We start from the raw sequence: 22,664 nt of genomic DNA, 5'->3' as shown, positions 1-22,664 counted from the left end.
GATGAGGTTCATCGGGCGCTGTAAAAAAGTGTCAACTTATATCAGGACTAGACATCGTCTGTTGATCAGGTTTCAGGAGGATATCAACCTGTCCACATCTACCGCTCTGGTCAGAACAGGCTCTCCTCATACATCCGCTGAACGATACAGACCTCTTTCATGTTGTCGGCCAACGCCTGCACACAGTCCGGGCATAATCGCTGCTCAGCCATCTCCTGCAAGGTCGCCAGCGCTTTTTCATTACTCCAGGGTTCTTTATAAGGGCGGCGAGAGGTCAGGGCATCAAAAATATCGGCGACGGCCACAATTCGTGCTTCCAGCGGAATATCGTCTTTCGTCAGCCCATAGGGATAGCCTGAGCCATCACACATCTCATGGTGATACAGCACGATATGGCGCAGAATCCGGCAGGAATCTCCCTGTTGAATCCCATGATGTTCAAAAACATCTTCCAGCATCTGCGCCCCTTTGACGGTATGGGTCTGCATTTCACGATATTCATCATCTGTCAGCTTACCCGGTTTGAGCAGAATACTGTCCGGAATCGCGATCTTGCCCAGATCATGCACTGGCGCAAACTGAAAAACCTGCTCCACGAAATGATCATCATAACCAAAAGACCCGGCAATATGATGGGCGATGATGCGCGAGTAATAACCCATGCGCTCAAGATGCTGGCCCGTTTCTTCGTCCCGGCCACAGGAAAGCGCCAGAGCTGACTGTACCGCTCCTTTCAAGGTTCTTGCCTGCGCGATCTCATCATGCACCAGCATAGTGATCAGCTGACCAATCAACTCCAGATGGATCAGCTGATGACCGATAAACACATCCGGTTTACGGGCATTAAAAAAGATAAAGCCCATAAAGCTGTCGCTGTAGCGCATCGGCAGCGTACAGCTGGAACGCCAGCCCTGTTTCAGCAAAGCCTGACTGTGATAGGTGTCGCTCCCGCTGAGGCAACTCAGATCATTGATCACACGAGGGGTAGAAGCCAGACTCAGCTGCTTCAGAGACGGCACGGCATTCAATCTTGCCTGATAGCGGGTAATCGCTTCATCAGACTGACTGGTAGAGTAATAAGTTTTCAGCATATCCGTTTTTTCGTCATAAACGGCTACCGAAAAGCGCTCAACATCAGCGCAAAGTACTTTGAGTTGTTCGGCGACCGCTATCAGCTTACCTTCCAGTGAAGTCTGTTGCTGAAAAACCTGCCATTGACTGGGAAAGAACTGCAATGCGCTCTCCTCTTATTATTATTGGAAAGCACCATAGATATATAAGAAGCCCGCCTCTGACCAGAGACAGGCTTCACTTTTTACCTCTAGATAGGCAACTTATTGACCCGTGTCAGCCCGCAACAGATCCCGTGACCAGCAAGTGTTCTTCCTGGCGCTGATTTTTCAGCGACATCTCAAAACGATCACCAGGATTGATTGCCGCAACGCCTGCAGGCGTTCCTGTCAGAATCACATCACCGGCTTCCAGTGTGAAGATCTGGCTGATAAAACTCACCAGTTCAGCCACTGGGGTTATCATCTGATCACAGCTGCCCTGCTGTCTCAGCTTGCCGTTAACACTCAGGCTGATCTCAAGGTGCTCATCACAAATCGGCTCGCAGGGAATAAAGCCCGACAAAGGCGCAGAGCCATCAAAAGCTTTGGATACTTCCCAGGGATGACCTTTCTCTTTCAGCTGGCTTTGCAGGTCACGCAGCGTCAGATCCAATGCCAGACCAACCCCGACAATATTGATCATCGCGTCTTCCGGGCTCGCCTTGCTGATGGTATCGCCCACCAACAGTGCAATCTCTGCCTCATGATGACATTCACCCTGACCTGCAGGCAGGTGCAGTGGCTGAGCGATATCAACGGCAGCCGTCGCGGGCTTAATAAAGAGCAAAGGTTTGGCCGGCACAGGATTATTCAGTTCCTTAGCATGCTCGGCATAGTTACGTCCGATACAAACGATTTTGCCCAGACTCCACGGAGTCGGCTTGTTATCAGCCCATTGCAGGTTAAAGGCCATGGCAGAAGTATCCTTATCTCAAAAATGGAGAGTAGCACGTAGGTTATGGTTCTTATGGTTTATGTTTTTCAGAAAGAGCATAACACTTGACTCTTAATAGAGTACTCCTCTTTTTTGGCATAAAAAAAGCCCGATTTTGTATCGGGCTTTTCAGTTTGTAACCACCGGGAAAAACCGAGTATTTACTCGACTCTCTAAAGAATCCAAAGCAGGGTGCTTAATTCCCGATAGAACCTTTTAAGGGAGTTATAAGCCAAAAAACGGCTGCATCAGCTTTGGAATCCAACCTTCAAACTTCAACGGTGCATCGGTAACAATCAGACAGATACAATCCTGATCCCGGTCTGCAATGGGCTGATGTTTGATATCCGGATCCAGATCCGCAACGTCACCCGCGCAAAGCCGGCCAGTCTCATCACAGTAGGATCCACTGAGAATTAGCGTCAGCTCACTACCGTTATGACCATGACTTGGCATGCAGGTGCCAGGTGAGATTTTCAGCAGACGTACCGCCTTATCTTTGGAAAATTCAGGCTGATCAAACTTAATCTGACTGATACCGGGTGCTAAACGCTGCCAGTTCTGATCGGTTTCCAGCCATTGAGCAATAGGCTCAGCCCATTCAGGTAACCAGTCAGGCCGTGTTACCGGTTGCTGTTCTGTGCTGAACGTTGGTGCTGCATCCAGAAGATCTAATTTGGCACAGATATCATCAACACTGGTTTTCATTTGAGCCAGAGGGAGATGCTCCAGCAAGCCACCGCCAATGGCTTCTGCTTCCGCTACCCGTTCACGGCAGTGCTCACAACAGGCCAGGTGGCACTGCAGCAACAACTTAGCACCGGCACTCAAACCACCAGACGCATAGCTGACTAAAGTGGCATCGTCCGGGTGATGTTTAGGAGCCGAATCCAGACGATAATCAGGGGTTCGGGTAATAGTGATCGGATCAAAACTCATAACATTTCCCCCCCGGCAAAGCTTTCTGCGGCTAAGGATAGGCGTAGCTTTTTGAAAGCCAGACGCAGTCCGGACTTCACACTTCCAATCGGAATCTCAAGGTCGGCAGCGATCTCACTGTGACTCTTGCCCTGATAGTAAGATTTATAAACTAACTGAGCTTGCATAAGCGGTAATTCTTTCAAAGCGTCTTCAATATGCTTCTGTGAGCTTTGCCAACTGTTGTCGTCCTCTGTGGCTTGCTCGTTATGGTTCAGCAATCCTTCATGCTCATGGTAGGAGTCGGTGCTGTTTTCAAGCTTACCCCGACCTGAGCGCTGCTGATCGATAAATAAGTTACGGGCGATACAGAAGATCCAGGTCGATGCCGCTGCTTTGGAAGCATGATACTGCTCGGCTTTGCGCCACACCTGAAGCAAAGCTTCCTGCGCCAGCTCTTCGGCCTGAGCATCAGACAGTCCAAACCTGAGAAGATAGGTTTTCACCCGAGGAGCAAAATGCTGATACAGGGCCGCAAATTGTTCACGGTCACGGTTTAACCCCACTTCCGTCAGCGCCTGATTCCAGTTCTGAGATGCTGATTGCACTTTTTCCATCCAATATCTCCCGTTGTCTGCGCTCTTGTACGACCCGATCATTACGGCAGATCACAGGGCATACAACAGGATGGTGAATTTATATCCTAAAAAGGAAACACGTTTTCCGGAGATCTCACGATGGCACGTTTTGAGATCTGTTTCACGCTATGCTGCTAAATTAGGGTGAATCATCCAGGCACCTGTTTTTAAGTGATCTGCTTATCTCACCCTGCCGTAAAGTCAGTCAATGGATTTATGAACATCAGCTTATTTGGAGCATCTTTATGGTCTCTACAGTTACCGGCCACTCTGTGACCGACATTTCAGCATCTGACGCTCAGTCTCCGGCCGACTCGGCCAGTGGCAAAGCGGTTGCAGTTATCGGCTCGGGTATTTCCGGTCTGTCTGCGGCCTGGCTGTTGAGCAAAAAACACTCCGTCACTCTGTTTGAAAAGGATGATCGTTTTGGGGGGCACTCCAACACTGTTACCGTGAACACAAAGGATGGCAGCATTCCGGTGGATACCGGTTTTATCGTCTTCAATCCGGTGAACTACCCGAACCTGACCGCACTGTTTAAACATATTGGCGTTGATGCACCGGAAACCGATATGTCCTTTGTGGTTTCCGCCGAAGAGGGCCAGATTGAATATAACGGTAACGGCCTGAGCGGCATCTTTCCTAACCTGAAAAACGTCCTCAATCCTCGTATCTGGCGTATGTTGAAAGACGTACTGCGCTTCTATAAAGAATCCGATACCTTGCAGGATAAGATTCCGGAAGAGATGACGCTGGGCGAACTGCTGAAAAAGTTTAATTACTCCGATGATTTCCGCGATCTCCACCTGATCCCGATGGGAGCCGCTATCTGGTCTACTCCCGCTGATCAGATGTTGGAATACCCGGCGCTGGCTTTTCTGAATTTTTGCCAGAACCATGGCTTGCTGCAGGTTGATGACCGTCCTCAATGGCACACCGTGCGTGGCGGCAGCCGGGAATATGTCAGCAAACTGATTCGGGAGATTCAGCCTGCGAGCTTCTGCAACCGGGGTGCCCGTCAGGTGATCCGCCCGAATAAAGAGCAAGGTGAAACCAAGGTGATCGTGGTGGATTCCCGTGGCGAACAGCGGGAGTTCGATGAGGTGGTCCTTGCCTGTCATGCCAACGAAGCGCTTCAGTTGCTGAGCAACCCAACGCAGCAAGAGCAGCATCTGCTGGGGGCGTTTGGTTATCAGCGCAACAGGGCGATTCTGCATAGTGATACCCGCCTGATGCCAAAAAACCGCAAGCTATGGTCCAGCTGGAACTATCTTCGTGGCCGTACCGGAGAACGGCATAATCAAGAGTCTCTGGCGGTGAGCTATTGGATGAACAAGCTACAACCGCTGGAAACAGATGAACCTCTGATTGTGACGCTGAACCCACCGGTAGAGCCGGAAGAGGGCAGCATTCACTGTAGCTTCCTCTATGACCATCCCGTGTTTGATAAAAACGCGATGGCCGCTCAGCAGGAGTTGTACAAACTGCAGGGACAGAACCACACTTGGTTTTGCGGTGCTTACTTTGGTTTTGGTTTCCATGAAGATGGCCTGCAATCCGGTCTTGCTGTTGCTGAGGCGCTGGGCGATGTGCGTCGCCCATGGCAGGTTGAAAATGAATCAGGTCGTATCTTCTGGCCCGGTCATGTATCAGTGCAGCAATCGTCTGCCATTCAATCATCAGCCAACCAGCCATCTAAGGTCAGTTGATCGGGGTAACGGATATGTCTCAGTCTGCGCATTCGGATAATGGCCTGAACAGTCGTCTTTATTACAGCACCGTGATGCACGACCGGGTAAAACCGGTCCGTCATCGCTTTGTCTATAAAACCGGAACCTTTCTGCTGGACCTGGATGAACTGACTCAACTGGAGAACAGCGCCGGTAAAAAGCTGGGGCTACGCCTGTTCGCGTATAACCGTCCGGGGCTGTTCAGTCTCTACGATAAAGATTACGTCACACAAAAAGGCGACACCCTGAAGCAACATGCGCAGCGTCTTCTGGCCGACAATGGCTGTGATCCGGCTGCCCGCATTGAGCTGTTGTGCATGCCCCGACACCTGGGCTACAGCTTCAATCCCCTGTGTATTTTCTTCTGCTATGACGCAGCCGGTGAGCTGTACACCACGCTCTATCAGGTCAGTAATACCTTCAGCCAGAAACACGTGTATGCCGTCGAAGCTAAGCCTGTGCAGATAGGCGAGAAAAGCGCCTTGCGTCATCAGGCGGATAAAGTTTTTTATGTCTCGCCTTTTATCAATATGGATTGCCAATATCGTTTCAGGATTGCGACGCCAGGGGATGTACTCAAGGTTCTGATTCGTCAGGAAGACCGTGAAGGCTTGCTGTTAAACGCAACCCTTACCGGAAAGAGCACACCACTCAGCTCCTCAGGCCTGATCGCGATGGCTCTTAAACGCCCCTTGTTCACCTATAAAGTCATTGCAGGCATTCATTGGGAAGCTCTGCGTCTTTGGCTGAAAAAGATCCCACTGGTCAGTCGAAAAGGCATCGCCCATCCCCCGCTTGTCTCCAAAGGCCAGCCTCTGGCAACGACAACAAAAGAGGAATAAACCATGCTGTCCAATTCACGTTCAACAACACAGGCACCGGCCTCTTCTGAAAGCACTGCGGTATCGGCTTCAGGTTTCAGTCGTCATGAACCTGCAGCGAATACACAGCAGGGCAGTCATGACGTTGAGGTTAATCAGATTCGACACCCTTTCTGGCGCTGGCTGATCCGCACCATGCAAAAAGCACATCTGAGTCGCCTGACTCTGGTACTGCCCGATCAGCGATCCGTCCATATTGGCGATATTAAGGAAAGTGTCCCGGCACCCACCATTCGACTGAACAGTACCGCAGCGGTTCGAAAAGCCTATATCTCCGGTGTTCTCGGCTGGGGAGAGGCCTACATTGAAGGTGATTGGGAAACCGATGACCTTCTTCAGGTCACAGAGTGGGCCATGCATAATGACAAGGCGTTAGATGATGTCTTTGAAGGCAGTGCCTTTGGCCGCTGGCTACACCGCCTGCTGCATCGCCTGAATGACAACAGCCTCAAGGGCAGCCGACGCAACATATCCGCACACTACGATCTGGGTAACGCGTTTTATGCTCAGTGGCTCGACCCCAGCATGACCTATTCTTCTGCGCTCTATCGGCATCCTAAGGAAACGCTGCAGACGGCTCAGCACAATAAGTATGACCGCATTCTGGAACTGCTGAATATTCAGCCCCAGGATAAAGTACTGGAGATAGGCTGTGGCTGGGGCGGCTTTGCCGAGCGACTGCTGACCCAACATAAAGAGAGTCAGTACCACGGTGTCACCTTATCCACAGAGCAACTAGCCTGGGCTCAGAACCGGCTGAAAAATCGGGCGGTGGATAACCGGGGAGAAGCAACCCTGACCGATTACCGCATGATTGAAGGTCAGTACGACAAAATAGCCTCCATTGAGATGCTGGAAGCGGTTGGTGAAGCGCACTGGCCAACCTACTTCAAAACCCTCTATGACCGTCTGAAACCCGGTGGTGAAGCCGTGATTCAGGTGATCACGATTGAGGAAAAGCGCTTTGAGAGCTACCGAAACAATGCCGATTTTATTCAGCGCTATATCTTTCCCGGTGGCATGCTGCTGACGCCTCGCGTCGTGCAGGAGCAAGCGGAGCAAGCCGGTCTGGAACTGAATCATCAGCAAGCCTTTGGTCAGGATTATGCCCGTACGCTGTCTGCATGGCGGGATAAGTTTGAAGATGCGTGGGAGTCGGTCCGGCCACTGGGTTTCGATGATCGCTTCCGCCGTCTGTGGCGCTACTACCTCTGCTACTGCGAAAGCGGTTTCCGCCATGAAAGTATCGATGTTTATCTGTTCCGCCTGAAAAAGCCGGAGTAACAAACATGGCTAGCTCTCAGCAACCAATCAGCAGCAGCGGGCAGCGGCTACTGGCAGGCCTTATTATTGTCCTCAGCAGCGCTCTGCTCGCTGACCGGCAGGCGATAGCTGATAACTCGGATACCGCCTCCTTACAGCAGCTTTTGCCTCAGAAAAACTTTCATAGCCTGTCCCACTGGCAGCAACTCTACGGAGATGAAATCAGTTTTGAAGTCACCCGTAATGGCAGACTGGTGGGCAGCTATCAGGTTAACTTCACGGGTAATGATGCAAACTGGCAGGTTGAGAGCCGTATGGCGCTGGATTTTAAAGCGTTTCTCTTTTTCTCATACCGCTTTCGTTATCTGGGTATCGAGCACTGGCAGGGAAACAGACTGACAAGCTTCTCCAGTCGAATCGATCGCAATGGTGAGTTAAGCGAGACCTTTCTGCAACGCACACAGGATGCCAGCGGCCTGCCCTTCTGGCGTGGTGGCTTGCGCCAGGCTAAGAAAGGTGAAATGGCGACAGAAGCGGCTAGACCGCTCACCAATGGGGCGCAAACTCTGGCGCTGAGCAATCACTACAACTGTGGCATTATTCAACAAAGACAGCTGTTCAACTCTCTCACCGGAGAATTGAATCAGATTCAACTGAAAAAAGAAGACCTTGAACGGGTTTCCGATGGACGCGAGGAAGTACTCGCCACCCGTTACCGCTACACAGGAGATCTGAAAGATACCTGGGTTTGGTACGCCAACGATCAGCGTTGGGTACGGATGCGCTTTATTGCCGATGATGGCTCAACTATCCAGCTCAATTGCCAACGCTGTTATCCGGATTAAGTGATCCGACCGATCACCAGGTTGTCTGAAATTCGCAAATACACATCAGAATATTATGAGGTGATTTCATGTCACAGGAACTGATCTGGATTACCGGTGCCAGTCAGGGTATCGGTAAAGCTGTTGCCTTGGCTTATGCCGAAGCGGGCAAGACCGTCGCAATAAGCGCCCGAAGCTCAGATAATCTCCAGAAAGTGGTCGATGAAGCGTCCAGCCTGACCGGACGAATTCTGGCACTACCCTGCGACGTGACAGATAAAGACCAGGTGACGGAATGCCTTAACCAGCTGATTGAGCAGGAGCGACTTCCTGATCGTGTCATCCTGAATGCCGGTACGCACCAGCCGATGGATGCAGACAAGTTCAAGGCAGAAACAATCAGTAAACTTTTACAAATCAATACCCTGGGGGCAGCGATCCCGCTTGAGGTACTGCTCCCTCATTTTCTTGAACGCCAGCAGGGGCAAATAGCAATTGTCGCATCTGTTGCCGGTTATCGGGGGCTGCCCACGGCCAGTGCTTATGGCGCCAGCAAGGCTGCCCTGATCAACCTGGCCGAGTCACTTCGGTCCGAACTCTACCGTTCCGGTGTTGATATCCGCCTGATCAATCCTGGCTTTGTTAAAACACCGCTGACGGATAAAAACGATTTCGACATGCCTTTTCTGATCACCGCTGACGAAGCCGCCAACGCTATCGTCAAAGGACTTTCCGGCAAACAGTTTGAGGTTGTCTTCCCAACCCGAATGGCCATTGCCATGAGCGTTCTAAAATGGTTACCTGATCGTATCTTCTTCCCGATGATCAACAGAGGTACCGGTCATGGACGCTAATTCCGAAGCGGAGCAAAGCCATCAGCAGGAACAACCGGATCAGCTGCACCAACAGCTCAAACACTATTTTGATCTGTTTCAGGGTGAACAGCATTCCAGACCGTTAACGACAGCAGATATTGCTCATCTGGTGCATCCTAATATCGTTTTTAAAGACCCTTTTCAGTGCATCAACGGCCCAACTGCGGTATGCCATCTGCTGAATCATTTCCACAGCTCGGTCAAAAATGCCCGTTTTCTTATCGAAGCCGTGTTTGAACACCCCGAACATGATCCGCTGCACAACCGGCATTATCTGGTGAAGTGGCGCTTCAGCGGCCATCTGGACACCATCGGTCTTTGGGAATTTCCCGGCGTCAGCGAGATTGAACAGGATGAGGAGGGGCGTATCACCCACCACACTGACTTCTGGGATGCGGGTGAGCACTTCTACGAGAAACTGCCGTTTTTCGGCAAGGTGATCGGCTGGATCAAAGCCAAAGTGGCGAATGCGGGGAAGGGCTGATCCCATTGATTCCCGTCTTCGGCATAAGACTGGCTCCCACGTTCTGTATGGCAGACTGAGATTATGCATCCCCCTAAATAGCAAAACGCCCGACTGTTCTCACAGCCGGGCGTTTTTTATGCGGTTTGGTCAACGCAGCGCGTTACAACAGATAGCCATCGACCAGCCCTACCAGTTTGCCGATTTCAGGCTTGGTCATGGTGTCGTTGGCACCAAGACTGAGGGCTTTATTCCGGTTCTCATCACTCATAATGGACGAGAACATCACAATAGGAGTGGTGCGGTAGGTTTTCCCCTCACGCAGGCGTTTTACCAAGTGCAGGCCGTCCATGCGGGGCATCTCTACATCAGAGATCACCATGCTGACCAGATCACTCACCGGCAGATTTTCCTCTTCTGCGACCAGTTCAAACTCCTGCAGCATCTCATAAGCATCCGCGCCATCTTTAGCGGCAATCACGTTATAGCCAGAAGTGCGCAGGGTGCTTTCAATCAATTTGCGGATAAAAGCAGAGTCATCCACTACCAGCAGGGTGTTGGCCTGACGCTTGGCGGTCATACGATCATCGATGATTACTTTACGATCTTCTTTAACATCGTATTTCTCCATGCTCAGTTCCGGGTTGATATCGGAGATGATCTTCTCGAAATCCAGAATCATGATCAGGCGATCTTCGCGTCGTACCACGGCAACCACGCAATCCTGCTCACCACTTTCCAGAAACTGACTTGGCGACTCCACTTCTTCCCATGAGATACGGTGAATACGGCTGACACTGTCGACCAGAAAACCATTCGCCATACGGTTAAAGTCGGTAACGATAACGTTTTTGGTTTCAAAAGCCGTTGGTGTTTTAACGCCCAGCCAACCACCGAGATCCACCAAAGGGATCAGGTTATCACGCAAAGAGAAGACACCCACAAGATGAGGCTGTGGGTTGGGGTAATCAGTGGTTTCAGGAACCCGGATCACTTCGCGCACTTTAGCGACGTTGATTCCGTAATGGCTGATTTTTTCAGTGCCATCAGGACGCTGCTTACGCAGTTGGAATTCAATAATTTCCAGCTCGTTAGTGCCGCTTTCTAGCAGAATCGCTTGTTTTTCCGGGCTGACAGCGTTCATAAGCTCCCTCTCTGAAGTTTCCTGTTATCCGGTCGAATATCCCTACCATCCGAATTGCCTGCCGGATAAAAGGCCGTTGCACTTGACCAGAATATGGCTGTTTTTATTTCTAGCGCTACTTTACCAGAGCAACAAAAAATAACATATAAATTTTAGGGATAATAAATCAGGCAGAGCCCCTGCATTCAGGGGCTCTGCGGCTCAACCGTAATGGCTTAACTTATCGTTCAAAAACGATCTGACCATCAACCAGTGTGAGCTTAACCTGGCCTTTCAGCTTACCGCCGATCAGAGGAGAATTTTCACCAGCGGTGAAGAGGTTCTCATCGTTAACGTCCCATTTAATTTCGGGATCAAAGATCGAAAGATCTGCCGCTTGGCCTTCACTAAGCTGGCCGGCGTTAAGCCCCATCGCCTGAGCAGGGCCAGAGGTCAGACGCTCCACCAGCTGCGACAGGGTGAGAACGCCGGCATTTACCAGCTCAAGTCCCTGACTCAGCAGCGTTTCCAGTGTCGCCATACCCGGTTCAGAAGCCGCAAACGGAGCCATCTTCGCAGCCTCCTCATGTGGCAGGTGTGCCGAGCTGATCACGCTCAGAACGCCATCACGCACGCCCTGACGCAGCGCATCCCGATCCGCCTCACTGCGCAGCGGTGGCTGAACAAAGAACTGGCTGTTGTAGCCGTCGATTTCCGCTTCGGTATAGGTCAGATGCGCCATGGTGGTGTCTGCCGTAACCGGCAGCCCTTTGGCCTGCGCTTCCGCGATCATCGCCACCGCCTGCGCGGTAGACAGCGCACTAAAGTGAATCCGTACACCGGTCACTTCCACCAGATGCAGGACACGGGACAGGCCAATCGCTTCAGCAGCGGCCGGAATACCTGCCAGACCCAGACGGCTGGCCAGCGCGCCTTCATGGGCAACACCTTCACCGCGCAGCCAGGAATCTTCCGGATAGAAGACGACACGCAGATCAAAGGTGGAGGCGTATTCAAAGCAACGACGCAGGATCAGCGTGTTGTCGATCGCCTGTCGCATATTGGTCACAGCAACACAACCGGAATGCTGCAGACCCGCCATATTACTCAGGTGTGTCCCTTCCAGATTTTTGGTCAAGGCACCAATCGGGCGGACTTTTGCCTGACCGATCAACTCCACTTTATCCATAATCTGCTGCATAACCGCAGAGCTGTCGATGCAGGGAGAGGTATCCGGACGACAGCAGATGGTGGTGTAACCACCCGCCAGTGCCGCTTTGGTTTCGCTACGCAGATTGCCTTTATAACTTGGGCCCGGTTCGCGGAGGTGCGCGCCAATATCGATAAAGCCCGGTGCCACAATCTGACCTTCAGCATGCAGCGTACGCTCTGGTGCAAAACCAGCCGGAGCCTGACCCAGCGCCAGAATACGGCCGCCATCGATATGAATATCAGTCACCTGATCCACCTGCTGAGACGGGTCAATCAGACGACCACCACGGATGGTTAATTTCATGCGCAGGCCTCCCCGTTTGCTGTATTTTGGTGTTCAGAGTTTGTTTCTGCGGCTTTCGCTTTCTGCTGGGTCTGACCGCTGACCGCCATGGACATCACCGCCATGCGGATCGGAATACCGTAACTCACCTGATTCAGAATCAGGGACTGCGGGCCATCGGCCACGGCAGATTCGATCTCCACGCCCCGGTTAATAGGCCCCGGGTGCATCACAACCGCATCCGGTTTGGCGTAGCTCAGTTTCTCCGTCGTCAGACCGTACAGGCGATAAAACTCGCTTTCACTGGGCAGCAGAGCGCCATCCATACGCTCTTTCTGCAGACGCAGCATGATCACCACGTCGACATCTTTCAGGCCATCTTCCATGCGGGTGTACAGGGTTGCGCCCATCTCTGCCAGAGACTGTGGCAGCAGGGTTTTCGGGCCGATCAGACGAACCTCTTCCGCACCCAGAATATTCAGCGCCTGAATCTGGGAGCGCGCCACACGGGAATGCAGAATATCGCCAACGATGGCGACCTTCAGCTTGGAGAAATCGCCCTTGTGCTTGCGGATGGTGTACATATCCAGCATCGCCTGCGTTGGGTGTGCGTGGCGACCGTCACCAGCGTTGATGATGGCAACATTAGGCGAGATCTGGCTGGCGATAAAGTGCTGGGCACCACTGTCAGCATGGCGGATAACGAACATATCGCTGCCCATCGCTTCCAGATTCTGCAGCGTATCCATCAGGGTTTCCCCTTTGGAGGTGGCCGAGGTGCTAATATCCAGATTCAGTACATCCGCAGACAGACGCTTGGCCGCCAGCTCAAAGGTGGAGCGGGTACGGGTACTGTTTTCGAAGAAAAGGTTTACTACGGTTTTACCCCGCAGCAGGGGCACTTTTTTAACCGACTGCTCGCCCATATTGACGAAGGAATCAGCGGTATCGAGGATCTCTTCCAGAATCTCTTTGGTTAAGCCACCAAGGGTCAAAAAGTGGCGCAGCTTACCATCCTCGGTCAGCTGGACAGATCGGGGATCTGTTGTTTTCAGGGGGGCGGTTGTCGGCTTCATCGGTCGTTCTCACCAGTCTTACACATTAAAAAGAACAGCACGTTAGTCAGTTATATTTTTCGTCGCCCGATCTTTCTTCCGGACGCAGAAAAACGGCAGTGAAATCACTGCCGTTTTAAATAAGGGTTAAGCCGGGGTCGGCTCTAATAACGCTAAGGCAAGAGGCTCTGCGCTCAGCTTGATACGCACGCCTTCCGGCAACTGCAGACGCATGCCGGTAATGTCGGGCTGCATGGGCAGCTCGCGGCCCGGCAGATCCAGCAGTGTAACCAGGGTGACAGAATCCGGGCGGCCATAGTCAAACAGCTCATTCAGGGCTGCACGGATGGTACGGCCACTCATAATCACATCATCCACCAGCACGATATGACGGGATTCCGTTGCAAACGGCAGGTTGGAGGGTTTAACACTGGGGTTCAGGCCGACGCGGGTGTAATCGTCACGGTAAAACGAAATATCCAACGTCCCCATCGCTTCACTCAGCCCCAGACGCTGGTGCAGCTGTTCAGCAATCCAGACGCCGCCGGAGTGAATACCCACGAGGGCAATATTATTCAGCCCGGTCTTCTCGAAACGCTGACGCAGGGCATCAGCCATCTGATCCAGCAGAGGCGCTACCTCCGGCAGATCCTCATTGGAACGTATCACTAAACCTTGAGTCGCATTGGTCATGGGTAGTCCTGATCCTTGATAAGTCTTGCGCCTTAGAAAGCAGTGGCGTGTCTTGGGCGCAATGTAACATATTGAGATTGTTTATCCCTGAGGGGAATCAAACCAGGCTTCTAAAATCAGCTGGGCGGCGATGCCATCCACCGGATTCTCTTTATAGCTGCCTTTGTGCCCCAGATCTTTGGCAATGCTTTTCGCCTGTTTGGTGGTACCGCGTTCATCGACACCAAACCAGGGCTTACCGTACTGACCGTAAAGACGATTGCCGAACTTACGTGCCCGGCGACTCATTTCACTTTCGGTGCCATCCATATTGATCGGCAGGCCAACAATAAAGGCATCCGGCTGCCACTCATCGATCAGATTTTTCAGCACTTCTTTATTGGGGATACCATCTCTGGCCGGAACCGGTGCCAGTGCGGTTGCCGTACCCAGCATCTCCTGTCCGACGGCGACACCGATTCGGGTGGTGCCAAAATCAAAGGCCAGAAAAGTGCGCTGACCGGTGTTATCTTTCTTTTTTTTATCTGTAGCGCTCATATCAGGCGTGGCCTGCCTGTGAACTCATCAGATTGATATCGATACCCAAAAGACCGGCTGCAGCCTGTAGCTTCTGCTCCGTTTCAGCCTCAAACAGTACGGGTAGTGTTGCCGGGCAGGTTAACCAGGTGTTGTCCTGAAGCTCTTTCTCCAGTTGTCCACCTTCCCATCCGGCACAGCCAAGGGCGATCATAAACTGCTCTGGGCCCTGCCGATTGGCGATGGCATCCAAAATATCCACAGACGTGGTCAGCGCCAGCTCGTCGGTAACCTGCATACTGGATTCCCAGTCATCAGCTGAACCTGTGTGGATAATAAATCCACGCTCATGATGCACCGGGCCGCCTTCCATAATCGCCGGAACAACCTCTTCAGACTCGGCCAAACCACTGTTTGGATTCGGCAACTCCAGCTGGGCAAACAGCTCGGCAACGGGCAGCTGAGACAGTTTTTTGTTAATGACAATGCCCAAAGCACCGTCTTTATTGTGTTCGCAAATATAAGTCACGGTGCCGGAAAAATTCGAATCTTCCAGATGAGGCATCGCGATCAGGAAGTGGTTACGCAAACTTTGAAACTGACTCATCACTTAACCTTTGTCTCTTGCCAGACGGGTCAACCCGCCTCGCCAAATAAGTTGCCATTCCCGAACTGCCAGGTTCGGATAATTTCGAGAATGTCGGTACGCTCTCGAATGGAGCGCGGGAAGGGAGCAAAGGGTGCGGCCAAACGCACAATCTCTAATGCTGCCTCATCCAGTACCGGGTGGCCGGAAGATTTTAATATCTGTGCCTCTTTGACACTACCATCCGGATTGAGTGCAACCAATACCCGCAATCGCCCCGTCAGGTTTTCTCTGCGGATACGCTCAGGATAGTTCAGGTTACCCACCCGTTCGATTTTCTCCTGCCATTGGCGCAGGTAAAAAGCATCATCGGATGCCTTTGCTGTCAGGGTCGAAATCGTTCTGACCCGGGGGCGCTTGGCATATTGCTCTGCCAGAGCATTTTGCTCGGCCTCTAGCCGGGCGATTTCCAGACTGCGGGCCAGAAGCGCTTGCGCGTCGCTCAAATTAGTGACCAGCGGCGGTGATTCACTCGACGGTTGTGATTCCGGTGCTGAATTTTTTTCAGTCTCAGGTTGTGGCTTCGGTTTAGGTTTAGCCGCAGGCTTGGACTCAACAGACGTTTTTTCCGGCTGTACCGGCGGTGCTGTTGAGGTTTGCGGCTCCTGCTCCTTTTCGCTAAGGCCACTGGCCTGCTGATCCTGTTCCGCAATATGTTTTACCGGCTCTTCCACCGGTTTGGATGGAACCTTGCTCAGCGTAACATGAAGGGTGCTCGACAGATGCTCTTTTGGCTCCGGCGGGTGAACTCCCAGCCCCGCCCAGATCAGAAAGTGAATCGCAGACGCCAGTAAGAGTGTAAAGGCGATACGATCCACCGCCCGCACCTGACTGTCCGGGTGGGTAATGGGCGGCAGTGCCCCAACCTGAATAACAGATTCGGCTGAGGCGTTGGCATCCCTATTCACCTTTGCTTAACCTGAAGCGTTAAACGGAACGCTGAGCCAGCTTGGCAGCGATCACATCCATCAGGTCTCCGGCGATATCCAGCCCAAACTGATCGTTCAGCTCACGCACGCAGGTCGGGCTGGTGACGTTCAGCTCGGTCATGTAACCACCGATCACATCCAGACCGACAAACAGCAGGCCTTTCTCTTTTACAACCGGAGCCACCTGTTCGCAGAGCCAGTAATCACGATCGGTCAGCGGACGACCAACACCGGCACCGCCAGCAGCCAGATTACCACGCACTTCACCCTGAGCCGGAATACGCGCCAGGCCATAAGGCACAGGTTTGCCATCCACCATCAGGATGCGGGTATCACCTTCAACAATCTCCGGCAGATATTTCTGCGCCATAATCTGGCGACTGCCCATCTCGGTCAGAGTTTCCAGAATCGCACCGATATTGAGGCCATCCTCTTTTACCCGGAAAATACCGGTGCCGCCCATACCGTCCAGCGGTTTGAAGATCACATCACCGTGCTCTTTATGGAAGCCACGCAGAATATCTTCCCGACGGCTGACCACCGTTGGCGGGCAGCATTCAGGGAACTGCTGAGCGAACAGTTTCTCGTTACAGTCACGCAGACTCTGAGGTTTGTTCACCACCAGTACGCCTTCACGTTCTGCCTGTTCCAGCAGGAAGGTCGCATTCAGAAATTCGGTATCAAACGGCGGATCCTTACGCATCAGCACCGTATCCAGCTCCGTCATGCTGGTATTAACCGGCTCACCCAGCTCAAACCAGTGTTCCGGGTCACGGAAGACTTTCAGAGGCTGCATCACAGCCATCGCTTTGCCCTGCTGTAGATAGAGATCCTGTTGCTGCATATAGTACAGCTCCCAGCCTCTGTCCTGAGCCGCCCAAAGCATCGCCAGTGTGGTGTCTTTTTTGTAGGTGATCGCCTCGATCGGGTCCATCACCACACCTAGTTTGATCGTCATATCCGCTTCTCCCGACCAATGCCTGTTCGTGATCCACAGGCATCATAAAAAGATTGGTTGCTGTGGGTACCTTCAGCTTAAAGTGCCTTCGGCTTAAAAATCGCCCCACAGATACTGCAGTACACTCAAGGCAGCTACAGGTGCTGTTTCTGTGCGTAAAACCCGTGGTCCAAGAGCCAACGGGTGAAAACCCTCAGACTCAGCCTGAGCAATTTCCGGTGCCGACAAGCCACCTTCCGGGCCGATCAGCAGCGCGACCTGCTCCGGTTTGTCATAACCGCTAAGCTGACGCTCGGTTCTGTGATGCAACACCAGCTTAAGATCCGCCTCAACAGAGGCCAGCCAGTCCTGCAGGGCCACCGGCGGGTGAACCATAGGCACACGGTTACGCTGACACTGCTCACAGGCACTGATCGCCACCTGCTGCCAGTGCTGCTGCTTCTTAGCGGCACGGTCGCCTTTAAGGCGCACATCGCCATGCTCGGTGTAGATGGGGGTGATTTCGGTAATTCCCAGCTCGGTGGCTTTCTGAATCGCATATTCCATACGATCGCCCTTGGAGATGGACTGAGCCAAATGCACGCTCAGCGGGGATTCTTTCTCATCCGGATGAAACGCATCAAGGGACACCGTTACCGAACGCTTGCTGGATTCTTCGATGGTGGCAGAAAAACAGCCGCCCTCTCCGTTAAAGAGAGTCAGCGGCTGCCCGGCCTTCATACGCAAGACCAGCCCGACATGGCGGGCAGCGGCTTCATCAAGAGGAACCGACTGCCCCTCTACCAGGGGCTGGGGACTATAGATACGTGGTGTGGCCATTCAGATTAAGCGTTACCTGCCTGCTCCTGCTGACGCTGAACCGCATCGGCATACAGAGCATCAAAGTTAACCGGAGCCAGCATCAGAGCCGGGAAGCTGCCACGGGTTACGATGCTGTCGACCGCTTCACGGGCATATGGGAACAGAACATTCGGGCAGAAAGCGCCCAGAGTGTGGTGCAGCTGTGCATCTTCCAGACCCTGAATGAAGAACAGACCTGCCTGCTGGATCTCTACCAGAAACGCGGTTTTCTCTTCATTAGTTACCGTTACGGTCAGAGAAACCACCACTTCGTACAGATTCTCGCCCACCTGCTGGCTGTTGCTGTTCAGGTCAAACTGAACCTTAGGCGCCCAATCCTGCTGGAAGGTTGCCGGAGCATTCGGAGACTCAAAAGACAGATCTTTCAGGTAGATGCGCTGTAATACGAATTGTGGTTGGTTCTGTTCTTCACTCATGGTGCTTCCTTAAAATTATCGGTGCCGAAAACGGCTTCTCTCTGGGTTGCCTGACACGCATTATTATTGCCGGACACTTTTATTGTTCGATGACAAGCCATCACAGCGCGATACTCTGTCAGTATCAGCCGCTGCCAGCTGATGGCCACCATCAAACCAAAACCCGCAGACACCGGAGCGATTATCCCGCCAAAAGCTGATCCAGCTTCCCGGTTTGCTCTGCGGCAAAAAGGTCGTCGCAACCACCCACATGAGTATCACCTACCCAGATCTGCGGTACAGTACGACGGCCACTATTCTTCATCATTTCCTGCATCTTGGCAGGCTCACGCTCAACATCGATCTCAGTAAAATCAACTTTCTTCGACTGAAGCAGTCGCTTTGCCTGAACACAGAACGGACACCAGGATTTACTGTAAATCACTACATTTTGCATAAGCTCACCTATAAATTGCAGAAGATATTTGGTTTACCCCGAAGGTGGGGTCTAACGAAGCGGCTTACAAGAGAGCTGGAAAACCAACCGTTAAAACCTTTGCGCTTCCGTTATCACCAGAATATCAGAAAACCCTAATCAACCCTATCCACAGGTGCGAGCCACCCGCTGAACAGAGTGAATGATCATCCCTAAAGCAGGATGACCACCTGACGCTGCAATTACTTGGAGACAACTGGCAGATTATCATTCTGCCAGGCATTCATACCGCCACGCATAACCGCTGCTTTTTCAAAGCCCGCTTTTTGCAACTCGCTGACCGCCATGGATGCGCTGTTACCCATTTTGCACACCACAATCACAGGCTTAGCTTTGTATTTTTCCAGCTCGCCCATACGATCCTTCAGGCTGGCCATGCTGATATTGACCGAACCAGCAATATGGCCGCTGCGGAAATCACCACGATCACGAATATCCAGAAAAACGCCATCTTCCCGGTTTACCAGCAAAGTTGCCTGCTGATTGCTGATCGCTTTATTACCAGTGGTGAACTCATATCCCAGCCAAAGAATCAGCAGGATCGCAAATGTACCCACCATCATCCAGTGGTTGGTCGCAAACTCAATAAACTGTTCCAACTTCTTTCCTCGTCAGCCTTTCATTGGTCATGAATGCACAGATCTGCCCTGTATTCCTGTCCCTTTCCAACGCACAACAGCGACCGGAAAATCAGACAAAACACCTAAAAGGCACTGGCATTTAAGGGCAGTTAGTATACACAACCTGATAAAGATTTAACCGCCCCAAAGCAGCAGGTTTATATACTTTTTTCACACCTTTCCATGAGTAAAGAGACGGGGAAAGAATTTGGGAGGCCTGCAGAATCTGGGGTATGATGTTCGGCTACTGCGAAACGTCTGTCAGGACGTGAAACTTTTTTATTAAATCTAACGCGACCCTGAAAACATCATGTCAAAACGTACGCCTGTTGCACTTATTATTCTGGATGGTTTCGGTTACAGCGAAACTGCTGAAAACAACGCCATTGCTAACGCCAACAAACCGGTCTGGGATCGTCTTTGGGCGCAATACCCAACCGCTTTGATTGAAACATCGGGCATGGCCGTTGGTCTGCCGGAAGGCCAGATGGGCAACTCTGAAGTTGGCCACATGAATCTGGGTGCAGGACGTACCGTTTATCAGGAATTTACCCGCATCACCAAAGCGATCAACGATGGTGATTTCTTCGAAAATGAAGCACTGGTTGCCGCTATCGATAAAGCGGTTGCAGCCGACAAAGCGGTTCACCTGATGGGCCTGCTCTCTCCGGGCGGCGTACACAGCCACGAAGATCATATTCTGGCAGCCTGCAAAATGGCCGCAGAGCGGGGCGCGAAAAAAGTTTATGTTCACGGTTTCCTAGATGGCCGTGATATGCCGCCACGCAGCGCTGAAGACTCTATTGTTAAGACCGATACTCTGCTGAAAGATCTGGGCGTGGGCTTTGTTGCATCCCTGATCGGCCGTTACTACGCCATGGATCGTGACAACCGCTGGGATCGTGTTGAATCTGCTTACAATCTGCTGACACAGGCCAAAGCTGAGCACATATACAATAACGCTCAGGAAGCACTGCATGCCGCATATGAGCGTGATGAAAACGACGAGTTTGTCGCCGCCTCCAGCATCCGCCCGAATGGCGAAACCGTTAAGATTGAAGATGGCGACACGGTTCTCTTTATGAACTTCCGTGCCGACCGCGCCCGTGAGATCACCCGCAGTTTTGTTAACGCAGACTTTGACGGCTTTACCCGCGAAGTGACGCCAAAACTGGCGGACTTTGTCATGCTGACCGAATACGCCGCCGACATTAAAACCACCACTGCCTTCCCTCCGGCAAAACTGGTGAACACTCTGGGCGAATACATGGCGAAACAGGGCAAAACTCAGCTGCGTATCGCAGAAACTGAGAAATATGCCCATGTGACCTTCTTCTTCAGCGGTGGTCGTGAAGATGAGTACGAGGGTGAAACCCGCGTTCTGGTGCAATCGCCACAGGTCGCCACTTACGACCTGCAACCTGAAATGAGCGCACCGGAAGTGACCGACAAACTGGTCGATGCCATTAAGAGTGGTGATTACGACCTGATCGTCTGCAACTACGCCAATGGCGACATGGTGGGCCATACCGGTAAATATGATGCCGCGGTTAAAGCGGTTGAAGCGCTGGATGTTTGTCTGGGTCGCGTCACAGACGCCCTGCTGGAAGTAGGCGGTGAGTGCTTGATTACGGCTGACCACGGTAATGCCGAGCAGATGGTGAATCCGGAATCCGGTCAGGCTCAAACCGCACACACCACCTTTCCGGTTCCCCTGGTTTACGTCAATGAACGTACTGAATCCGCCTCACTGGAAAACGGTCGCCTTTGCGATATCGCTCCAAGCCTGTTAAAAATCATGGGGCTGGAACAACCTGCAGAGATGACCGGCCAGAATCTGGTTAACTTCTCTTAGGTTTTAAGATCCCGTTATCGTAAAGAGCCGGAAATGTCCGGCTCTTTACGGTTTGAATAAATAGCCCTCCGGGCAATGGATAACACCGTCATTGATGATAATTAGAGCCGCTGCTTCTGTGCTGCATTTGAATAAGAACCAGAAAATCAGGCCCCTGCCTCACTCTGAGCAGCAGATACGTTCACTGCTGGTACTTCTGTTGCTGTCAGTACTCCTGATACTGCCGTCTATCTCTCAGGCTGCAGATAAAGAGGTTTCAGCACAGCAGCTGAAAGAGCTGAACACCCGTATTAAGAACCTTGAACAATCCCTCAATCAGGTGAAGGGAGCCAAGGCAGCAGTACTAAAAGAGCTACAGGCCTCAGAGAAAAAGATCGCGGATACCGCAAAAGCGATTCGTAGTAATCTGGCCAGCAGTAAACGTCTTAAAAGTCGTCTTTCCGAATTGAAAGCTGAGAAAGCGGACCTGACACTCAAGCAGAATCAACAAAAGAACTATCTGGAAAAACAGATTCGCTCGGCTTATGCCATGGGCCGCCAGGAGTATCTGAAAGTTCTGCTTAATCAACAGCAACCGGATCAGGTTTCCCGTGTCTTACGCTATTACGACTACATCAATAAAGAACGCAGCCGACACATTGACGAATATCTGGAAACGGCCAAAACCCTTGATCGGGTGAAAAAAGAGATTCTGCAAAAAGATTACGTACTGACCACCACCCGCAGCAAACTTGAAGCGGATCGCGGTCGCCTCAAGGCGGAGCAAAAAAAGCGCGAAGGTCTGGTGGCGCAGCTGGATAAAGAGATCTCCGGTAAAGGACAGGAACTGGCTACTCTGAATCAGGACAGAGCCCGTCTTGAGCAGTTACTGGAAGAGGTTCGGGAAGCCATTGTTAACATCCCGATGCCCAAAGACACCCGCCCGTTCAAATCGATGCGGGGCAAACTGCCCTGGCCCATCAAAGGGCGGGTAGCTTACGCCTTCGGTAGCGAGCAGATTCGCGGTAAGCTAAGGCGCAACGGCATGGTGATCCGCGCAGGTGAAGGCACCGAGATTAAAGCCATTCACTCCGGACGCGTGGTTTTTGCGGATTGGCTCAGGGGCTATGGCGTGCTGCTGATTCTTGATCATGGCAACGGTTTTATGAGCTTATACGGCAATAATCAGGCGCTACTGAGAGAAGCGGGCGACTGGATTCATGCCGGTGAAAGCATTGCCACCGTTGGTCGAAGTGGTGGCCAGACCCGAAGCGGTCTCTATTTTGAGATTCGGGAAAAAGGTGCCCCCCAGGACCCCATTATCTGGCTGGGACGACGCTGAACATCGGTTTGATCCGTATCAGAACGATCTGATTATTAACCCCGGAATTAACCACTGAGCAAT

24 protein-coding genes are annotated in these 22,664 nt (G+C 52.1%); 8 read left to right on the top strand and 16 right to left on the bottom strand.

All coding sequences use genetic code 11. The features are described 5' to 3' along the window. Positions 1–110: 110 nt before the first annotated feature. The 4 genes from AC4GL5_RS07440 to AC4GL5_RS07425 form a co-directional block, all read right to left on the bottom strand. A complete protein-coding gene (locus AC4GL5_RS07440) occupies positions 111–1,235 on the bottom strand; it encodes an HD domain-containing phosphohydrolase (protein WP_490382160.1) in 1,125 nt (374 codons plus the stop codon). Positions 1,236–1,347: 112 nt separating this feature from the next. After that, positions 1,348–2,025, bottom strand: a complete 678-nt coding sequence (locus tag AC4GL5_RS07435) for a fumarylacetoacetate hydrolase family protein (protein WP_490382159.1) — start codon at positions 2,023–2,025, stop codon at positions 1,348–1,350. A 246-nt stretch (positions 2,026–2,271) separates the two neighbouring features. Beyond that, positions 2,272–2,985, bottom strand: coding sequence for a ChrR family anti-sigma-E factor (locus AC4GL5_RS07430; RefSeq protein ID WP_490382158.1), 714 nt, complete (start codon positions 2,983–2,985; stop codon positions 2,272–2,274). Continuing rightward, positions 2,982–3,581 (bottom strand): sigma-70 family RNA polymerase sigma factor, encoded by a 600-nt coding sequence (locus AC4GL5_RS07425; RefSeq protein ID WP_490382157.1) that lies wholly within the window; start codon positions 3,579–3,581, stop codon positions 2,982–2,984. Before AC4GL5_RS07425 ends, AC4GL5_RS07430 begins: the two co-directional genes overlap by 4 nt. Positions 3,582–3,847: 266 nt before the next feature. Between AC4GL5_RS07425 and AC4GL5_RS07420 the strand changes: the two genes are divergently transcribed. The 6 genes from AC4GL5_RS07420 to AC4GL5_RS07395 all read left to right on the top strand — a co-directional run bounded on the left by AC4GL5_RS07420 (position 3,848) and on the right by AC4GL5_RS07395 (position 9,659). Then, positions 3,848–5,311, top strand: coding sequence for an NAD(P)/FAD-dependent oxidoreductase (locus AC4GL5_RS07420; RefSeq protein ID WP_490382156.1), 1,464 nt, complete (start codon positions 3,848–3,850; stop codon positions 5,309–5,311). Between the two features lie 14 nt (positions 5,312–5,325). Continuing rightward, on the top strand, positions 5,326–6,174 hold the full coding sequence (locus AC4GL5_RS07415) for a DUF1365 domain-containing protein (RefSeq protein ID WP_490382155.1): 849 nt from the start codon (positions 5,326–5,328) through the stop codon (positions 6,172–6,174). 3 nt (positions 6,175–6,177) lie between these two features. Beyond that, a complete protein-coding gene (locus AC4GL5_RS07410; protein ID WP_490382154.1) occupies positions 6,178–7,497 on the top strand; it encodes a class I SAM-dependent methyltransferase in 1,320 nt (439 codons plus the stop codon). A gap of 5 nt (positions 7,498–7,502) precedes the next feature. After that, on the top strand, positions 7,503–8,321 hold the full coding sequence (locus tag AC4GL5_RS07405) for a DUF6134 family protein (RefSeq protein ID WP_490382153.1): 819 nt from the start codon (positions 7,503–7,505) through the stop codon (positions 8,319–8,321). A gap of 68 nt (positions 8,322–8,389) precedes the next feature. Continuing rightward, a complete protein-coding gene (locus AC4GL5_RS07400; protein WP_490382152.1) occupies positions 8,390–9,154 on the top strand; it encodes an SDR family NAD(P)-dependent oxidoreductase in 765 nt (254 codons plus the stop codon). Further along, positions 9,144–9,659: a nuclear transport factor 2 family protein gene (locus AC4GL5_RS07395; RefSeq protein ID WP_490382151.1), complete on the top strand. Its 516-nt coding sequence runs from the start codon at positions 9,144–9,146 to the stop codon at positions 9,657–9,659. The genes AC4GL5_RS07400 and AC4GL5_RS07395 overlap by 11 nt, the downstream gene beginning before the upstream one ends. 142 nt (positions 9,660–9,801) lie before the next feature. Here the strand turns inward: AC4GL5_RS07395 and AC4GL5_RS07390 are convergent, their stop codons facing one another. From AC4GL5_RS07390 to AC4GL5_RS07335, 12 genes are all read right to left on the bottom strand, one after another. Then, positions 9,802–10,782, bottom strand: coding sequence for a chemotaxis protein CheV (locus tag AC4GL5_RS07390; protein ID WP_490382150.1), 981 nt, complete (start codon positions 10,780–10,782; stop codon positions 9,802–9,804). A gap of 220 nt (positions 10,783–11,002) precedes the next feature. Continuing rightward, positions 11,003–12,277 (bottom strand): dihydroorotase, encoded by a 1,275-nt coding sequence (locus AC4GL5_RS07385; RefSeq protein WP_490382149.1) that lies wholly within the window; start codon positions 12,275–12,277, stop codon positions 11,003–11,005. Beyond that, positions 12,274–13,332: an aspartate carbamoyltransferase catalytic subunit gene (locus tag AC4GL5_RS07380; protein ID WP_490382148.1), complete on the bottom strand. Its 1,059-nt coding sequence runs from the start codon at positions 13,330–13,332 to the stop codon at positions 12,274–12,276. Before AC4GL5_RS07380 ends, AC4GL5_RS07385 begins: the two co-directional genes overlap by 4 nt. A 126-nt stretch (positions 13,333–13,458) precedes the next feature. Next, the gene (pyrR, locus tag AC4GL5_RS07375; RefSeq protein ID WP_490382147.1) at positions 13,459–14,004 is read right to left on the bottom strand and encodes a bifunctional pyr operon transcriptional regulator/uracil phosphoribosyltransferase PyrR; all 546 of its coding nucleotides are present in this window, start codon (positions 14,002–14,004) and stop codon (positions 13,459–13,461) included. A gap of 81 nt (positions 14,005–14,085) precedes the next feature. After that, entirely contained in the window at positions 14,086–14,541 is a 456-nt protein-coding gene (gene ruvX / locus AC4GL5_RS07370) for a Holliday junction resolvase RuvX (RefSeq protein ID WP_490382146.1), read from the bottom strand. 1 nt (position 14,542) lies between these two features. Further along, entirely contained in the window at positions 14,543–15,127 is a 585-nt protein-coding gene (locus tag AC4GL5_RS07365; RefSeq protein WP_490382145.1) for a YqgE/AlgH family protein, read from the bottom strand. A gap of 29 nt (positions 15,128–15,156) precedes the next feature. Beyond that, positions 15,157–16,074, bottom strand: a complete 918-nt coding sequence (locus tag AC4GL5_RS07360; protein WP_490382144.1) for an energy transducer TonB — start codon at positions 16,072–16,074, stop codon at positions 15,157–15,159. Between the two features lie 19 nt (positions 16,075–16,093). Then, the gene (gene gshB, locus AC4GL5_RS07355; RefSeq protein WP_490382143.1) at positions 16,094–17,053 is read right to left on the bottom strand and encodes a glutathione synthase; all 960 of its coding nucleotides are present in this window, start codon (positions 17,051–17,053) and stop codon (positions 16,094–16,096) included. Between the two features lie 93 nt (positions 17,054–17,146). Beyond that, positions 17,147–17,872 (bottom strand): 16S rRNA (uracil(1498)-N(3))-methyltransferase, encoded by a 726-nt coding sequence (locus AC4GL5_RS07350; RefSeq protein WP_490382142.1) that lies wholly within the window; start codon positions 17,870–17,872, stop codon positions 17,147–17,149. A 5-nt stretch (positions 17,873–17,877) separates the two neighbouring features. After that, positions 17,878–18,330: a protein-export chaperone SecB gene (gene secB / locus AC4GL5_RS07345; RefSeq protein ID WP_490382141.1), complete on the bottom strand. Its 453-nt coding sequence runs from the start codon at positions 18,328–18,330 to the stop codon at positions 17,878–17,880. A gap of 181 nt (positions 18,331–18,511) precedes the next feature. Further along, a complete protein-coding gene (gene grxC / locus AC4GL5_RS07340; RefSeq protein ID WP_086479874.1) occupies positions 18,512–18,766 on the bottom strand; it encodes a glutaredoxin 3 in 255 nt (84 codons plus the stop codon). Positions 18,767–18,987: 221 nt separating this feature from the next. Further along, complete coding sequence (locus AC4GL5_RS07335) at positions 18,988–19,404, bottom strand: rhodanese-like domain-containing protein (protein WP_490382140.1); 417 nt, start codon at positions 19,402–19,404, stop codon at positions 18,988–18,990. 331 nt (positions 19,405–19,735) lie between these two features. Between AC4GL5_RS07335 and gpmI the strand changes: the two genes are divergently transcribed. Together gpmI and AC4GL5_RS07325 are read left to right on the top strand one after the other, a co-directional pair. Then, positions 19,736–21,280: a 2,3-bisphosphoglycerate-independent phosphoglycerate mutase gene (gene gpmI, locus AC4GL5_RS07330; RefSeq protein ID WP_490382139.1), complete on the top strand. Its 1,545-nt coding sequence runs from the start codon at positions 19,736–19,738 to the stop codon at positions 21,278–21,280. 94 nt (positions 21,281–21,374) lie between these two features. Beyond that, on the top strand, positions 21,375–22,601 hold the full coding sequence (locus tag AC4GL5_RS07325; RefSeq protein WP_490382138.1) for a murein hydrolase activator EnvC family protein: 1,227 nt from the start codon (positions 21,375–21,377) through the stop codon (positions 22,599–22,601). Positions 22,602–22,664: the final 63 nt, after the last annotated feature.

This window comes from Oceanospirillum sp., from assembly GCF_982874595.1.
The sequence above is the reverse complement of the archived record's forward strand: the minus strand, read 5'-3'. Positions and strand labels throughout refer to the sequence as shown.

Coding starts and splice junctions, on each gene's coding strand:
- AC4GL5_RS07395 (WP_490382151.1), top strand. CDS start 9,144: ATGGACGCTAATTCCGAAGCGGAGCAAAGCCATCAGCAGGAACAACCG.
- AC4GL5_RS07405 (WP_490382153.1), top strand. CDS start 7,503: ATGGCTAGCTCTCAGCAACCAATCAGCAGCAGCGGGCAGCGGCTACTG.
- AC4GL5_RS07390 (WP_490382150.1), bottom strand. CDS start 10,782: ATGAACGCTGTCAGCCCGGAAAAACAAGCGATTCTGCTAGAAAGCGGC.
- grxC (WP_086479874.1), bottom strand. CDS start 18,766: ATGCAAAATGTAGTGATTTACAGTAAATCCTGGTGTCCGTTCTGTGTT.
- AC4GL5_RS07420 (WP_490382156.1), top strand. CDS start 3,848: ATGGTCTCTACAGTTACCGGCCACTCTGTGACCGACATTTCAGCATCT.
- AC4GL5_RS07415 (WP_490382155.1), top strand. CDS start 5,326: ATGTCTCAGTCTGCGCATTCGGATAATGGCCTGAACAGTCGTCTTTAT.
- gpmI (WP_490382139.1), top strand. CDS start 19,736: ATGTCAAAACGTACGCCTGTTGCACTTATTATTCTGGATGGTTTCGGT.
- AC4GL5_RS07385 (WP_490382149.1), bottom strand. CDS start 12,277: ATGAAATTAACCATCCGTGGTGGTCGTCTGATTGACCCGTCTCAGCAG.
- pyrR (WP_490382147.1), bottom strand. CDS start 14,004: ATGACCAATGCGACTCAAGGTTTAGTGATACGTTCCAATGAGGATCTG.
- AC4GL5_RS07410 (WP_490382154.1), top strand. CDS start 6,178: ATGCTGTCCAATTCACGTTCAACAACACAGGCACCGGCCTCTTCTGAA.
- AC4GL5_RS07430 (WP_490382158.1), bottom strand. CDS start 2,985: ATGAGTTTTGATCCGATCACTATTACCCGAACCCCTGATTATCGTCTG.
- AC4GL5_RS07365 (WP_490382145.1), bottom strand. CDS start 15,127: ATGAGTCAGTTTCAAAGTTTGCGTAACCACTTCCTGATCGCGATGCCT.
- AC4GL5_RS07325 (WP_490382138.1), top strand. CDS start 21,375: ATGATAATTAGAGCCGCTGCTTCTGTGCTGCATTTGAATAAGAACCAG.
- gshB (WP_490382143.1), bottom strand. CDS start 17,053: ATGACGATCAAACTAGGTGTGGTGATGGACCCGATCGAGGCGATCACC.
- AC4GL5_RS07350 (WP_490382142.1), bottom strand. CDS start 17,872: ATGGCCACACCACGTATCTATAGTCCCCAGCCCCTGGTAGAGGGGCAG.
- ruvX (WP_490382146.1), bottom strand. CDS start 14,541: ATGAGCGCTACAGATAAAAAAAAGAAAGATAACACCGGTCAGCGCACT.
- AC4GL5_RS07400 (WP_490382152.1), top strand. CDS start 8,390: ATGTCACAGGAACTGATCTGGATTACCGGTGCCAGTCAGGGTATCGGT.
- AC4GL5_RS07380 (WP_490382148.1), bottom strand. CDS start 13,332: ATGAAGCCGACAACCGCCCCCCTGAAAACAACAGATCCCCGATCTGTC.
- AC4GL5_RS07425 (WP_490382157.1), bottom strand. CDS start 3,581: ATGGAAAAAGTGCAATCAGCATCTCAGAACTGGAATCAGGCGCTGACG.
- secB (WP_490382141.1), bottom strand. CDS start 18,330: ATGAGTGAAGAACAGAACCAACCACAATTCGTATTACAGCGCATCTAC.
- AC4GL5_RS07435 (WP_490382159.1), bottom strand. CDS start 2,025: ATGGCCTTTAACCTGCAATGGGCTGATAACAAGCCGACTCCGTGGAGT.